16 protein-coding genes are annotated in these 13,035 nt (G+C 56.9%); all 16 read left to right on the top strand.

The window, feature by feature from the left end; genetic code table 11:
- The first annotated feature begins 88 nt into the window (after positions 1 to 88).
- From flgB to ORD17_RS00115, 16 genes are read left to right on the top strand one after another with little or no spacing between them, the layout of a single operon-like run.
- On the top strand, positions 89 to 502 hold the full coding sequence (flgB, locus tag ORD17_RS00190; RefSeq protein ID WP_308388924.1) for a flagellar basal body rod protein FlgB: 414 nt from the start codon (positions 89 to 91) through the stop codon (positions 500 to 502).
- A gap of 22 nt (positions 503 to 524) precedes the next feature.
- Entirely contained in the window at positions 525 to 935 is a 411-nt protein-coding gene (flgC, locus tag ORD17_RS00185) for a flagellar basal body rod protein FlgC (RefSeq protein ID WP_308388923.1), read from the top strand.
- Positions 936 to 937: 2 nt separating this feature from the next.
- Entirely contained in the window at positions 938 to 1,555 is a 618-nt protein-coding gene (locus ORD17_RS00180; protein ID WP_308388922.1) for a FlgD immunoglobulin-like domain containing protein, read from the top strand.
- 46 nt (positions 1,556 to 1,601) lie between these two features.
- Positions 1,602 to 2,819: an ISL3 family transposase gene (locus tag ORD17_RS00175; protein WP_014003049.1), complete on the top strand. Its 1,218-nt coding sequence runs from the start codon at positions 1,602 to 1,604 to the stop codon at positions 2,817 to 2,819.
- Positions 2,820 to 2,822: 3 nt separating this feature from the next.
- On the top strand, positions 2,823 to 2,945 hold the full coding sequence (locus ORD17_RS00170; protein ID WP_308390108.1) for an FLgD tudor-like domain-containing protein: 123 nt from the start codon (positions 2,823 to 2,825) through the stop codon (positions 2,943 to 2,945).
- 10 nt (positions 2,946 to 2,955) lie between these two features.
- Positions 2,956 to 4,194, top strand: a complete 1,239-nt coding sequence (gene flgE / locus ORD17_RS00165) for a flagellar hook protein FlgE (RefSeq protein ID WP_308388921.1) — start codon at positions 2,956 to 2,958, stop codon at positions 4,192 to 4,194.
- 14 nt (positions 4,195 to 4,208) lie between these two features.
- Positions 4,209 to 4,955 (top strand): flagellar basal-body rod protein FlgF, encoded by a 747-nt coding sequence (gene flgF, locus ORD17_RS00160; protein ID WP_308388920.1) that lies wholly within the window; start codon positions 4,209 to 4,211, stop codon positions 4,953 to 4,955.
- An 18-nt stretch (positions 4,956 to 4,973) separates the two neighbouring features.
- Positions 4,974 to 5,759 carry a flagellar basal-body rod protein FlgG gene (gene flgG / locus ORD17_RS00155; RefSeq protein ID WP_308388919.1) on the top strand — a complete coding sequence of 262 codons (786 nt, stop codon included), beginning with the start codon at positions 4,974 to 4,976 and terminating at the stop codon, positions 5,757 to 5,759.
- 13 nt (positions 5,760 to 5,772) lie between these two features.
- The gene (locus ORD17_RS00150) at positions 5,773 to 6,495 is read left to right on the top strand and encodes a flagellar basal body L-ring protein FlgH (protein WP_308388918.1); all 723 of its coding nucleotides are present in this window, start codon (positions 5,773 to 5,775) and stop codon (positions 6,493 to 6,495) included.
- Between the two features lie 17 nt (positions 6,496 to 6,512).
- Positions 6,513 to 7,640 carry a flagellar basal body P-ring protein FlgI gene (locus ORD17_RS00145; RefSeq protein ID WP_308388917.1) on the top strand — a complete coding sequence of 376 codons (1,128 nt, stop codon included), beginning with the start codon at positions 6,513 to 6,515 and terminating at the stop codon, positions 7,638 to 7,640.
- Positions 7,637 to 8,599 (top strand): flagellar assembly peptidoglycan hydrolase FlgJ, encoded by a 963-nt coding sequence (flgJ, locus tag ORD17_RS00140; protein ID WP_308388916.1) that lies wholly within the window; start codon positions 7,637 to 7,639, stop codon positions 8,597 to 8,599. The genes ORD17_RS00145 and flgJ overlap by 4 nt, the downstream gene beginning before the upstream one ends.
- 51 nt (positions 8,600 to 8,650) lie before the next feature.
- Entirely contained in the window at positions 8,651 to 9,001 is a 351-nt protein-coding gene (locus ORD17_RS00135; RefSeq protein WP_308388915.1) for a hypothetical protein, read from the top strand.
- Positions 8,886 to 9,323 carry a flagellar basal body protein gene (locus ORD17_RS00130; RefSeq protein WP_308390107.1) on the top strand — a complete coding sequence of 146 codons (438 nt, stop codon included), beginning with the start codon at positions 8,886 to 8,888 and terminating at the stop codon, positions 9,321 to 9,323. The genes ORD17_RS00135 and ORD17_RS00130 overlap by 116 nt, the downstream gene beginning before the upstream one ends.
- Positions 9,206 to 11,026: a flagellar basal body rod C-terminal domain-containing protein gene (locus ORD17_RS00125; protein WP_308388914.1), complete on the top strand. Its 1,821-nt coding sequence runs from the start codon at positions 9,206 to 9,208 to the stop codon at positions 11,024 to 11,026. Before ORD17_RS00130 ends, ORD17_RS00125 begins: the two co-directional genes overlap by 118 nt.
- A 13-nt stretch (positions 11,027 to 11,039) precedes the next feature.
- The gene (gene flgL, locus ORD17_RS00120) at positions 11,040 to 12,329 is read left to right on the top strand and encodes a flagellar hook-associated protein FlgL (RefSeq protein ID WP_308388913.1); all 1,290 of its coding nucleotides are present in this window, start codon (positions 11,040 to 11,042) and stop codon (positions 12,327 to 12,329) included.
- Positions 12,330 to 12,363: 34 nt separating this feature from the next.
- Positions 12,364 to 13,005, top strand: coding sequence for a hypothetical protein (locus ORD17_RS00115; protein WP_308388912.1), 642 nt, complete (start codon positions 12,364 to 12,366; stop codon positions 13,003 to 13,005).
- Positions 13,006 to 13,035 lie beyond the last annotated feature (30 nt).

Here is a 13,035-nt window from a genome sequence, read left to right as displayed (position 1 = left end):
TTGGGAAAAAACTTTGACAGGGGCAATCCCTTCGGTAGGCACGAGGTTTGCTTAAACGCATTGTCATCTTCGCTAGAGGCCTGATGCCATGCCCAGTCTCTTGGACCAAACCCTGAACCCTTTGGCAGACGCCCTGCGCGTGTCCGGCTATCGGCAACAATTGCTCGCTGCCAACATTGCCAACGCCAACACGCCGAATTACAAGGCGGTGGACATTCCCTTCGCCAAGACCCTGCAGGCGGTGCAGGCGGGCCAGGGCATGGGGTTCCCCATGAAAACCGATCAGTCCCGGCAATTCACCAGCGCTCCAGGTTCCTTGGCGCTGGCGAGTTTTGTCCAGTACCAGCGGGGGAGTGCGGTGGGGCTGGATGGAAACTCTGTGGACATGAACCGTGAACAGTCAGAGTTTGCGCAGAATGGCGTGCGGTACCAAGCCGATGTCACTTTCTTGACGGGAAAGATCAAAAATTTGTTATCTGCGATCACTGGCACCACGCAGTGATCCCGGCGTAGAGGGAAAAGCCATGTCCTTGTTTTCGGTTTTCAATGTCGCGAGTTCCGGACTTGCGGCGCAGAGTTATCGGCTGAATGTAGTGGCGAGCAATCTCGCCAATGCCAACTCGGCCACCAGTTCCAACGGTCAGCCATATCGGGCGCGGGAAGTGGTCTTTGCCGCGCAACCGCTGAGTAGCAACCCCGCTGGTGTTGACGGTGTGACGGTTGCTGGAGTCATCGAAAAACCCGGACCGTTCAAATTGGTGTACCAGCCGGGAAATCCTCTGGCCGATGCCCAGGGCTACGTAAAAATGCCCAATGTCAACCCGGTAGATGAATTGGTGAATATGATTTCTGCGTCCCGCGCTTATCAAGCGAATGTGAACGTGATGGAAACCACCAAGACCCTCCTGCAAAAGACCTTGACCCTAGGAGCCTGAAAATGAGTAGTGTCAATTCTCTCACTGCAGCCGTAAATCCTTTTTACGCCTCTTTGCAAAGTACTGGTGCCAGTAGTTCCGGATCCGCCAGTTCCGGTGCCAGTGGTTTGGCCAGTGAAAGCACATTTTACAATCTGCTGATCACCCAATTGACCAATCAGGATCCTCTGGATCCCTTGAGCAATCAGGATCTTTCCGCCGAGCTAGCGCAGTTCAGCGTGGCCAATGGCGTCAATGCCATTCAAGGCTCGCTGAGCAGTCTGATGGCGCAGATCAATCAAAATCAGGGACTGCAGGCGGCATCTTTGATTGGTAAAACGGTCAGCACCTCAGGCAACAGCCTGCAATTGAGCGGTGGCACTGCTGCCGGCGGCTACGATCTCAGCGCTGATGCCAACAATGTCGATGTGCTGGTGCAGAACTCTGCCGGGCAGACCCTGGCAGTATTGCCCCAGGGCGCGCAAAGCGCCGGAATGCAGAGCTTCACCTGGAATGGCACCGATAACTCCGGTGCTGCGCTACCAGCGGGAAATTATCAATTCATTGTCCAGGCGGCTAATGGCTCACAAGCAGTCACGGCTACGCCCTATAGTTGGCTCCTCGACACATTGAGTGGGTAAGGCGGTATGATTGCTTTATGGGAAGGGCAGCGAGCTGAGGATAAGGATGGACCAAGGTAATCAACTGTTCACTCTGGCGTTGGGGTTGGTTCCGCCGTGGATGGTGGACGATGTGCGGTTCACGGTGGAGGAAAAGCGCCTGGACCTGCATGTGAACTTCCCAAGGGGTAGTCAGTTTCCCTGTCCGGTCTGCGGCCAGGACTGCCCGGTCTATGACACCCAGGAGAAGGTCTGGCGTCACCTCGACTTCTTCCAGCATGCGGCTTATCTCCATGCCCGCGTACCACGGGTCCATTGCCCGGAACACGGCGTGCATTTGGTATCCGTCCCTTGGGCGCGGGAAGGCTCGGGATTCACGCTGCTCTTTGAGGCTCTAGTCATGGCCATGGTCCGGGAGATGCCCGTGTTGACGGTCTCCCGCCTAGTGCGGGAGACGGACCAGCGACTCTGGCGGGTGCTCGATCATTACGTCGCCAAGGCCCGCGAGGCCGCGGACATGTCAGAGGTCCATTCCGTCGGTATCGATGAGACGAGCAGCCGGCGCGGCCATGATTACATCACCCTGTTTGTGGACCTCGTGGCGAAGCGCCTGCTGTTTGCCACACCCGGCAAGGATGCCGAGACTTTTGCGCAGTTCGCCGAAGATCTGCAGGCCCATGGCGGCAGCGCCGAGGCCATTACGGAGGTCAGCATGGACCTCTCGCCAGCCTTCCAAAAAGGGGCCGCAGAACACCTGCCCAACGCCCAGGTCACCTTCGATCGCTTTCACCTCATGAAGCTCGTCAATGAGGCCGTAGATGCCGTACGCAAGGGGGAAGCCCTCTCCCAACCAGACCTGAAAAAGAGCCGCTGGCTTTGGCTCAAGAACCCGGGAAAGCTCTCCGCCAAGCAAAGCGCCAGGCTCCGGGAGATCCTCAAGAACCAGAACCTCAAGACAGCACAGGCTTATCAGCTTCGCCTGACCTTCCAAGAAATCTTCACCGTCCAGAATCGCCACCAGGGCGCCACCCTGCTCAAGGCCTGGGTGGAAAACGTCAAGGACAGCGGATTACCGCCAATGGTCAAGGTCGCCTACACCGTCATGAATCACTGGGATGGTGTGCTCCGCTGGTTCGAGAGCCAGATCACCAACGGGATTCTGGAAGGCTTCAATAGCCTCCTCCAGTCCGCCAAGGCAAAAGCCCGTGGCTACCGTACCCACAAGAACTTTATCAACATGGCCTACCTGATCCTCGGTAAACTGGATCTCAGGCTACCCACATGAAACATCGAAGAACCCTATAGTTTTGGGGTGGTGAATGGCGTCACCTTGGGTAGCGCTGGTCCTACTTTGCAACTGAGTGGGCAACAGGGTTCGGTTCCTTTCAGTTCCGTACAAAACATCATTTGAGGAGACGGTCATGGGTGCTTTCCAAACGGCTTTGAGCGGATTGAATGCAGCAAACACGGATTTACAGGTGCTGGGCAATAATATTTCCAATGCCAATACCGTGGGTTTCAAGTCTTCCAACGCGGAATTTGCCGATGCCTACGCCTCTGCCATGGCCAACAGCGCGCCTACCTATGGCCAGGTGGGTATTGGTACGCAGGTAATGACGGTGGCACAGCAATTCACCCAGGGGAATATTCAGACCACCAGCAACCCTCTGGATGTGGCGATCAATGGTAATGGATTTTTTCAGTTCAATTACAATGGTGCGACGGTATATAGCCGTAACGGTCAGTTTCAGTTGAATTCCGGCGGCGTGATCGTCGATGGCAATGGTGGCGAACTGATCGGTGTGCAGGCGCAAAATGGTAAGTTGACCGGCCTCAGTGGCCCGCTGACTATCAGCCAGGCGGCGTTGCCACCGCAGGCATCTTCGGGATTGAGCTATTCCCTGAATTTGGATTCCACCAACACCCCAATCTCCAGTGGAACGCCATTCAGTACGAACGATCCAAACAGTTACAATTACTCCACCACCAGCACCGTGTATGACAGTCTGGGTACGCCGCAACTGGTGACCACCTATTATCAATTGGCATCCAGCAGTCCGACCAGCGGTCAAACCTGGAATGTGTACTATTCGGCAACTGGCACCGCCAGCGGCACGCCCAGCAGTGGTTCGGTGGGTACTCTGCAATTCAACTCGACCGGTCAGGTGCAGCCCCCGAGCAGCGGCACCATCAATCTGCAGTGGGCCGACGGCGCCAATCCATCCACCCTGGCAGTGAATTTCAGTGGCAGTACCAACTACAATTCACCGAATGCGGTAATCGCCGCAAACACCAATGGTTATGGCGTTGGACAATTATCAGGACTCTCCATTGATCCCAGCGGCGATATCTATGCGCGCTACAGTAATGGCCAGTCCCAAGTCATGGGGCAAATCAGTCTCACCCGCTTCGCCAACAACAATGGCCTGCAGAATCTGGGTAATAACTACTGGGCGGAGACCTATGCCTCGGGCCAGCCGTTACAAGGTAGTCCGGGTAGTACCAACCTTGGTGTTCTGCAGTCCGGTGCCGTGGAGGCATCCAATGTCGATCTTTCCAAGGATCTGGTCAATTTGATCGTGGCGCAGCAGGCCTATCAGGCCAATGCGCAGACCATCAAGACGCAGAATACTGTGGTGCAGACCTTGCTGAGTCTGTAAGGGGGTAGATCGCCGTGGATACGCTCTACATCGCCATGACCGGTGCCAAGACCTTGCTGCAGCGGCAGGACGTCGTGGCAAACAATCTTGCCAATGCCAATACCAGTGGTTTCCGTGCGGAAATTGCGGAATCGCGGGCCTTGCCTGTGTACGGTTCCGGGGCGGGGCTGCCGACTCGGGTCTATACCGCAACTACCGACGACAGTTGGGACTTCCAGAGTGGGCCGATCGTTCATACCGGGCGGCCGTTAGATGTCGCGATCGATGGGCAGGGGTGGATTGCCGTGCAGGGTACGGACGGCAAAGAGGCCTATACCCGCGATGGAAATCTCCAGGTCAACGGACAGGGCATCCTCGAGACCGCCACTGGTCATCCGGTGCTCGGGGTCAATGGTGCCCCCATCTCCCTGCCACCCATGACGGGTCTGACCATTGGTAGTAATGGCACGATTTCTGGCGTACCCCAGGGCAATCAGCCCAATGGTCTGCTCGTCATCAACCAGATCAAGCTGGTGAATCCGCCGGAAAAGGATCTGCGCAAGGGCGCCGATGGACTGTTCCGTACAAGTGACGGCAAAGCGGCACCTGAGGATCCCGCTGTCGTCCTGGAAGGAGGCGCGCTGGAGGGTAGCAACGTCAATCCCATCCACAGCATGATCCAGATGCTGCAGGACAGTCGGCAGTTCGAAATGCAGACCAAGTTGATCCAGACCATCGATCAGGATCGCAATACAGCCAATCAGATCCTCGTGCTTTCCTGACGGTAAGGAGAAAATTCTATGATGCGCTCTCTCTATGTGGCAGCCACTGGTCTGGAAGGGGAACAGACCAAGATGGACGTCATCGCCAATAATCTGGCGAATGTGAATACCACCGGCTTCAAACAGTCTCGGGCAGTATTTCAGGACCTGCTTTATCAGAATCTGCGGCAACCCGGCGCGCAGTCGTCGCAGACCACCCAGTATCCATCGGGACTGCAGCTGGGTACCGGGGTGCGGGTCGTGGCTACCGAGCGGCTGATGACCCAGGGCAACCTGACGCAGACGGGGAACGCTCTCGATGTCGGCATCAATGGTCAAGGTTTCTTCCAGATCCTGGAGCCGAACGGCACCATTGCCTACACCCGCGATGGAACCTTTCAGCTCAATAACCAGGGGCAACTGGTCACTTCCAATGGGTATCTCTTGCAGCCACCCGTCACTATCCCGCCGAATGCGCAGAGTATCACCATCGGCGAGGATGGCACGGTTTCGGTCGTGCTGCCGGGGCAGGCGGCGCCGCAGCAGGTGGGCACCATCCAGCTTGCCAACTTCATCAATCCCACCGGCCTGCAGAGTATTGGCGGCAACCTCTATCTGCAGACGGGTTCTTCCGGGGCGCCGCAGACCGGCCAACCCAGCCTGAATGGCTTGGGCACGGTGCAGCAGGGTTACCTCGAATCCTCCAACGTCAACGTGGTGTCCGAGCTGGTAGACATGATCGCCACCCAACGGGCCTATGAAATCAACAGCAAGGCGGTCTCGACCTCGGATTCGATGTTGGGCTACGCCATCCAGAATATCTGACGAGGGGTTGCTCATGCGGGGAATGATTGGATTTCGCTGGCAAAATCTCTGGCGTCTGTGCTCCGTGCTGTTCCTGGTGCTGGGCTTGACTGCCTGCGCGGATATGCAGCACCCGAGTATGGAGCCGATCAAGCCGTTGCCCATCCCCGCCGAGCCCGCCTCGCTGAATGCGCATCCGGCCAATGGTGCCATCTGGCAGCCGGAGACCAATGTCTCCCTCTTTGCCGACAACCGCGCCAACCGTGTGGGCGATCTGATCACGGTGCTGATCCAGGAGAATGCCAGCGCCTCGAACAACACCAATACTGCCATCAACCGCTCCGACTCCCTGAGTGCGGCGCTGACCAACTTCTTTGGTCTGACGCCGGCCTTTGGCAATATCGGCGGCTCGCAAATCAGTCCCTCCATGGGCGCGAACAGTAGCCAAAAATTTGGCGGCACTGGCGCCACGACCCAGAGCAATACCTTTACCGCCACCCTCGAAACCACGGTGGTGCGGGTGATGGGCAATGGTAATCTGGTGATCGAGGGCTCCAAAGAGGTGTTGCTCAACGGTGGGCATGAGTTCATCCGGGTTGCCGGAGTGGTGCGCCCCGCCGATGTAACGCCGCAAAATACCGTGCTTTCCACGCAGATTGCCGATGCTCGAGTGGAATATAGCGGTGACGGTAGCATCTACGCGGCGGCACGGATGCCATGGCTGGCACGATTCTTTCTTTCTCTCTGGCCATTCTAAGCATCGGGAGATTGTCGATGAAATCGCGTCTGGTCATCCGCTGGTTGTTCTCTCTGCTGGGTGTCGCCTTGTTGCTGGCTGCCGCGCTGCCGAGTAGCGCAGAAAGTATCCGCAATCTGGCCATGGTCTCCGGGGTGCGCAGCAACCAGCTGGTAGGCTATGGGCTGGTGGTGGGTTTGAACGGAACCGGCGACCAGGCGACTCAAGTTCCCTATACCACCCAGTCCCTGCTCAATATGTTTCAGCGCCTCGGCATCAATTTGCCAGCGTCGGTGGCTACCAACCTGCAACCCAAGGATGTGGCGGCAGTCATGGTCACCGCGCATCTACCGCCCTTTGCCCAGCCGGGGCAGACCATCAACGTCACCGTCTCGGCGGTGGGCAATGCCTCGAGCCTTGCGGGTGGCACTCTGCTGATGACGCCGCTGAAAGGTGCCGATGGCCAGACCTATGCCGTGGCCCAGGGCAACATCATCGTCAGTGGTTTCGGCGCGAGCAGCAATGGCACCTCGGCGCAGGTGAACATCACCACCGCGGGTACCATTCCTAACGGTGCCAATGTCGAGCGGGCGGTGCCGAGTGGCTTCGCCAACGGCGGACCGCTGCAGCTGGACCTGCACACGCCCAGTTTCACCACGGCGGCACGTATCGTCGATGCCATCAACCGCAGTCTTGGCGGTGGCACCGCGCAGGCCCTCAATGCCGGGGTGGTCGAGGTCAGGGCGCCGAGCGATCCGGGGCAGCGTGTCAACTTTCTGGCATTGATCGAAAATCTGCAAGTCGATCCCGAAACGCCGGTCGCCAAGGTGGTGATCGATGCGCGCAGTGGTACGGTGGTGCTTGGGCAAAACGTCACGCTCGGCAGTTGTGCGGTGGCGCATGGTAACCTTTCGGTCACCATTTCGCAGAAATATCTGGTGAGTCAGCCTAATCCCTTGGGTGCCGGTCAGACGGTTGTTGTGCCCCAGGCCAACGTCAAGATCCAGCAACCGCAGGCCAAGTTGCTGATGTTTGAGCCGGGAGTGAGCCTGGAGGCAGTAGTGCGCGCCCTGAACGCTGTGGGTGCGACGCCAACGGATCTGATCGCAATTCTACAGGCAATGAAGGCGGCCGGTGCGCTACATGCCCAGCTGGAGGTGATATGAGCACGGGCGGCATTGCCCTGCAGGCGCAGAGTCACGCCGTCAATCTCAACGGCCAGGGGGCGGCAGCCGTGAGCAGCAACGCCCTCGGTTTTGCCCAGCTGCAGCAGCTCCATCAGGAAGCCAAGGACAAAAATCCGGCCGCCATCCTGGCTACGGCCAAGCAGTTCGAGGCGATGCTGTTGGACGAAATGCTTTCCACGATGAGTAAAACCACTTTTGGCTCCGATCTGCTCGGTAAGAGCAGTGGACCGATGTTTCAGTCGCTGTTCACCGAGCAGATTGCGCAAACGGTGGCACAGGGGCGTGGCGTTGGTCTGGCGAGCACCCTGGCGCAGGAGATCGCCACTCGCTATCACCTGCATTGGGATGCGAAAACCGCAGCCAAGGCTGAGGCGGCGAATACTCCAGTAACGATTCCGGCAGCACCGACGACGTCCAATGTCCAGAACATCAGCGCGCCCAACTGGAATCAGCCTGGTCAGAGCCTGCTGCAGCGAGCCAAGGCCTTCGTGCAGAGCATTCTGCCTGCAGTGCGGCAGGCGGCGGTGCAACTGGATGTCTCGCCGGTTGCCATCCTTGCCCAGGCGGCCCTGGAAACCGGTTGGGGAGCGCATGCACCCGGTGACAACCTCTTTGGGATCAAGGCGGGCAGCGGCTGGAGTGGAAGTGCCCTGCAGAATCTCACCCATGAATTTGTCGACGGCGTGAACACCGTAGAGGATGCGAGCTTTCGCGCCTATCAGAATGTTGCGGCCAGTGTGGCGAACTACACCCAACTGCTGCTGAATAGCCCGCGGTATCGGGCCGCTTTGGGTCAGGGGAACAACATCGCCGGCTTTGCGCAGGCTTTGCAGAATGGCGGATATGCTACCGATCCCAACTATGCGACCAAGATCACCGCACTCGCGCAAGGGCCAGTGATGCAGGCAGCACTGGCCGGCACGGGGCTCACCCCTTGAGCTTTGCCAAGAACGTGCCGTTTAACGGTGTATGAAGCGACGGAGATGGGCATGGAAGCCAGCGAACGCGAAGAACTACAGACCCTGCAACGCCTGACGGCGGTGCTCGAGCAGGCGCGGGCGGCGCTGCAGGCCGGTACGCCGAGTGATACCGCCAGCCTGGCAACGCAGCGGGAATTGCTCGCGCGCTTGTTGGATCTGCGCGCGGCAGCCGGAGCTCGAGAAGCCAGTCCCGCCCTGCAGTCGGCGGTGCTGGAGCTGCAGGAGATCGTCGCCGCCTTTGAACATGCCCTGCGGGTCGGGATGGCGGAGATCCGTGCGCGGCTGGAGCCGCAGACCCAGTCTTCCAGCGAGAGCTTTGCCGACCGCATCGGACGCGGTCATTCCTTGGGGAGTGCGTGAGATGTCTGGTGTTTCGGGTCTGATCAATACCTCACTGACGGGTTTGCAGGCGGCGCAACAGGCCTTGCAGGTGACGGGTAATAATATCGCCAACGTCAACACTCCGGGTTATAGTCAGGAAACCGTCATCCAATCGACCACCACCCCAGCTATTTGGGCGGCCAGTTCTACGGGAATGGCACGCAAATTACCGACGTGCAGCGGGTGTATAGTAGCTTCCTGCAGGGGCAGGTCTGGTCGGCGAGTGCGGGTTCCAGTGGCGCGGCGACGCTGTCCCAGGGGCTACAGCAGATATTGGGCGTGCTCAGTAGTGGCAGTGTGAGTACGCAAATTCAGCAGTTTTTCTCCGGGGTGGCACAGGTGGCCGCCAACCCGAGCGATATTCCATCACGCCAAGCGATGTTGGGTGACGCGCAGACCCTCAGCAATACCTTTCAGTCCCTCGCGCAGCAGCTCAATCAGATTGGTCAGGGCATCAATCAGCAGATGCAGCAGAGCGTGTCCAGCATCAATCAGCTGAGCACTCAGATTGCCCAGTTGAACCAGCAGATTGCCAATTCGGCGGGTTTGGGCAATGGCACCCCCAACGACCTCCTCGATCAGCGCGACCAACTATTGACGCAACTGAACGCGCAGGTCGGGGTCCAGGTCGTTCGCCAGAACAACAGCCAAATCAATGTGTTTCTTTCCAACGGGCAGGCCCTGGTTGCCGGCTCCACCGCCTTCTCCCTGAAGACGCAGGCGAGTCCGTACAATCAGCAAAATCTGGATATAGCCTACGAAGGCGCACAGGGGAGCGCGGACATCACGAAGAACCTTAGTGGCGGAATCCTCGGTGGTCTCCTACAACTGCGCGCGCAATCCCTGCAGCCGGCCGAGAACGGTCTGGGCTTGCTGGCCGATGGCATCGCTGCGCAAGTGAATGGACAGCAAGCGCAGGGTCTGAATCTGCAGGGGAGTTCCGGTACCGCCATTTTTCAGACCGGCGGCGTGCAGATCTTTGCCAATAGCAGCAATAGCAGTGGTTCCTCTGCTGCCGCTCTCCAGGGCAAGATCACCAATATCGGCAACCTGACGGGTGACGAGTATATCTTGCGCAAGGGCGCCAGTGGTTACTGGCAGCTGAGTAACGCGAGTACCGGCGCGGTGCTACAAACGACGTCGGGAACGGTCAGCACTGGTGGCGCAACGTCCCTCAATTTTTCGACGGAAGGCTTTCAGGTGCAGGTGTCGGGTAGTGTTGCCACGGGCGATCGATTTTTGGTGGAGCCGACGCGCCTGGGTGCCGCGGGCATGCAGACGATCATGAGCGATCCCAGTCAAATTGCGGCCGCCAGCCCGTATGTGGGTAGTCCTGGCGTCATGACCAGCGGTGCTTTGGTCAACAATAACCTGGGCAATATGACCCTCTCTGCTGGCCAGTTTGTGAGTGGCAGTACCGCAGGCGCGGTGCAGGTGAGTGGACTTGGCTTTCCCATGACAGGCACTGCAGAGTTGCAATTCAGCAATGGAGCCAGTAGTGGCTCCGCCGACTTCACCATTACTGCCAATGGCACCACGCTTGCCAGCGGTACGGTGGCCTTGGGCAGTTCGGGAACCGCCATCGACATTGCCTACCCCAATGATCCGCCGGGCGGGTATTACCAGATGCTGCTCTCGGGTACTCTGGTAGGCAAGGGAGACACCATTACCATCAGCCCCGGTGGGGCGGGTAGTAACGGTAATGCGCAGGCCATGGCGGGCCTGGCGACGCAAGGCATTTTCAACGGTGGCGCGAATAATGCCAACGCTCAGGCGGCACAGCTACTGACGCAAGTCACCACGCAGGCCAATCAGGCGCAGGATCAGGCGCAGGCGCAGGCAAGTGTCCTCAGCCAGGCGCAGTCGGCGCAGCAGTCGTATTCTGGGGTGAACTTGGATCAGGAAGCGGCCAATCTCATTCTTTATCAGCAGGCCTATCAGGCAGCAGCCAAGGCGATTTCCGTGGGGAATACCCTGTTTCAGTCTCTGATCCAGGCGTTGTGACAGGAGAAGCGAGATGCGCGTGAGTACACAACAGATTTTTCAGGCCGGGCTTAGCGGCATGCTGCAGCAGCAGAGCACGCTGAATCAGCTCAGTCAGCAGCTTTCCACGGGCAATGCCTTGACCAATCCCGCCGATAATCCCACCGCGTACTCGCAATCGCTCGATCTGGGGGCGCGTATCGCCAATCTGCAGAGCTACCAGCAGAGCAATCAGTACGCCCAGCAAAATCTACAACTGAGTTCGAGCACTTTGCAGAGCGTAAGCACGCTCATGAATCAGGTCCAGCAGCTCGCCGTGCAAATGAATAATGGCACGGTCAACAGTAATGATTTGCAAAATGCCGTTACCACCATGCAGGGAAATCTGCAGCAGCTGGTACAGTTGGCAAATACCCAGGATGCCAACGGCAAGTACATCTACGGTGGTTCGCAGGATGGCAGCCCGCCATTTGCCCTGCAGAGTAATGGACAAGTCCTCTACCAGGGCGATGGTGGCACAAATTCGTTGCAAATTGGCCCGTCTCTGAGCGTGCCGAGTAGCCAACCGGGCAGTGCAATTTTCATGAATATTCCAGCGGGAAATGGTACCTTTACGGTTACGCCGAGCGGCAGCAATTATGGATCCAGCAGTTCTGGTACCGTCACTCTGGGACCTGGCTCGGTCCTAGATAGCGCGGCCGCCCAGTCTGCCTTCATTGCCCAAGGGGCGAGTTACCAGATCAGTATCAGCCAGGGCAGTAGTGGCATGACCTACACCGTGAGTAGTGGGACCGGAAACTCACCGAGTTCCTCCTGGAGCCCGGTCAGTTCTGGAGCATTCACGCCAGGACAGAGCATCGACATTCCCGACCCGAACGATCCCAATAGTCCAATGGCGAGCGTGAGCACGCAGGGAGCGCCAGGATCCGGCCAAACGGAGAGTTTCGTCTTGAGTGCCGCGCGGCCACAAAGTCTTTTCCAGACGTTTCAGAGCATCATTACTGCCTTGCAGGCCGGTACCGGTTCGCCCGCGGCGAATACCGAGCGCGCCCAGGGCCTGAGCAACGCGCTCGCCAATCTCAGCAATGCCCAGACACAGCTCCTCAGTGTCCAGGCAAGCATTGGTTCGCAGCTCCAGCAGGCGCAGTCGGTGAGCACGCTGAATACAAATCTGACCGAACAATTTCAAAGCACACAAAGCAGTCTGGCAGATATCAGCTATCCCCAGGTCATCACCCAGTTTCAAGAGAGCTCAACAGCCCTGCAGGCAGCGCAAAAAGCGTTTGTGCAGGTGCAGGGGTTGAGTTTGTTTAATTATATTTGAGTTAAATATACGTGAATTTGGGGAGGTAATGACGGTGTCTAGTCCGCATTATTCAAATAGCTTTTTTGAACAAAATTTGGTTCTAACAGATAAATATAAAAACAGAAATAGATTTGAAGTATTTCGTGAGTTTTGTCACGGAAAAAGAGTCTTGCATGTTGGTTTCGCAGATTGGCCGATTACGGATATTAATAATAATCTTCATGTCTATTTAGATGGGGTTTGCAAAGCTCTTGATGGCTTTGATACCAATGTTGAGGCTTTTCCTTTAATTCAAGCGCATGTTAAAGGTAAGCTATTTTCAGATGTAAATAAAATATTTGATAGCTATGATTTAGTTATTGTTCCAGAGGTTATTGAACATGTTGGAAATGTCGAAAATTTTCTAGAAAGTCTTAATCAATTAAAATTTGACGAGATATTATTTACTGCACCAGACGCGGTTCAGTGTTATTCTCGGCACTTTAGGGTTTTGAATGATGGGCATTTTTCAGAATTGGTTCATCCAGATCATAATTGCTGGTATAGCCCATATAATTTGTATAATACGATCCGTAAATATTCCCCTTGGGAAATTTTTGAGCTGGGTGCATTTAATGATATTTCTATTATCTTAAGAGCAAAAAAAGAATCCGCGAAGATTAAATATAGGCTCCTCGACACATTGAGTGGGTAAGGCGGTATGATTGCTTTATGGGAAGGGCAG

It is taken from the genome of Acidithiobacillus sp. AMEEHan (assembly GCF_030996345.1).
Classification (GTDB): domain Bacteria; phylum Pseudomonadota; class Gammaproteobacteria; order Acidithiobacillales; family Acidithiobacillaceae; genus Igneacidithiobacillus.
Note: the sequence above shows the minus strand (reverse complement) of the source record. Positions and strands in the feature narration are given on the sequence as shown.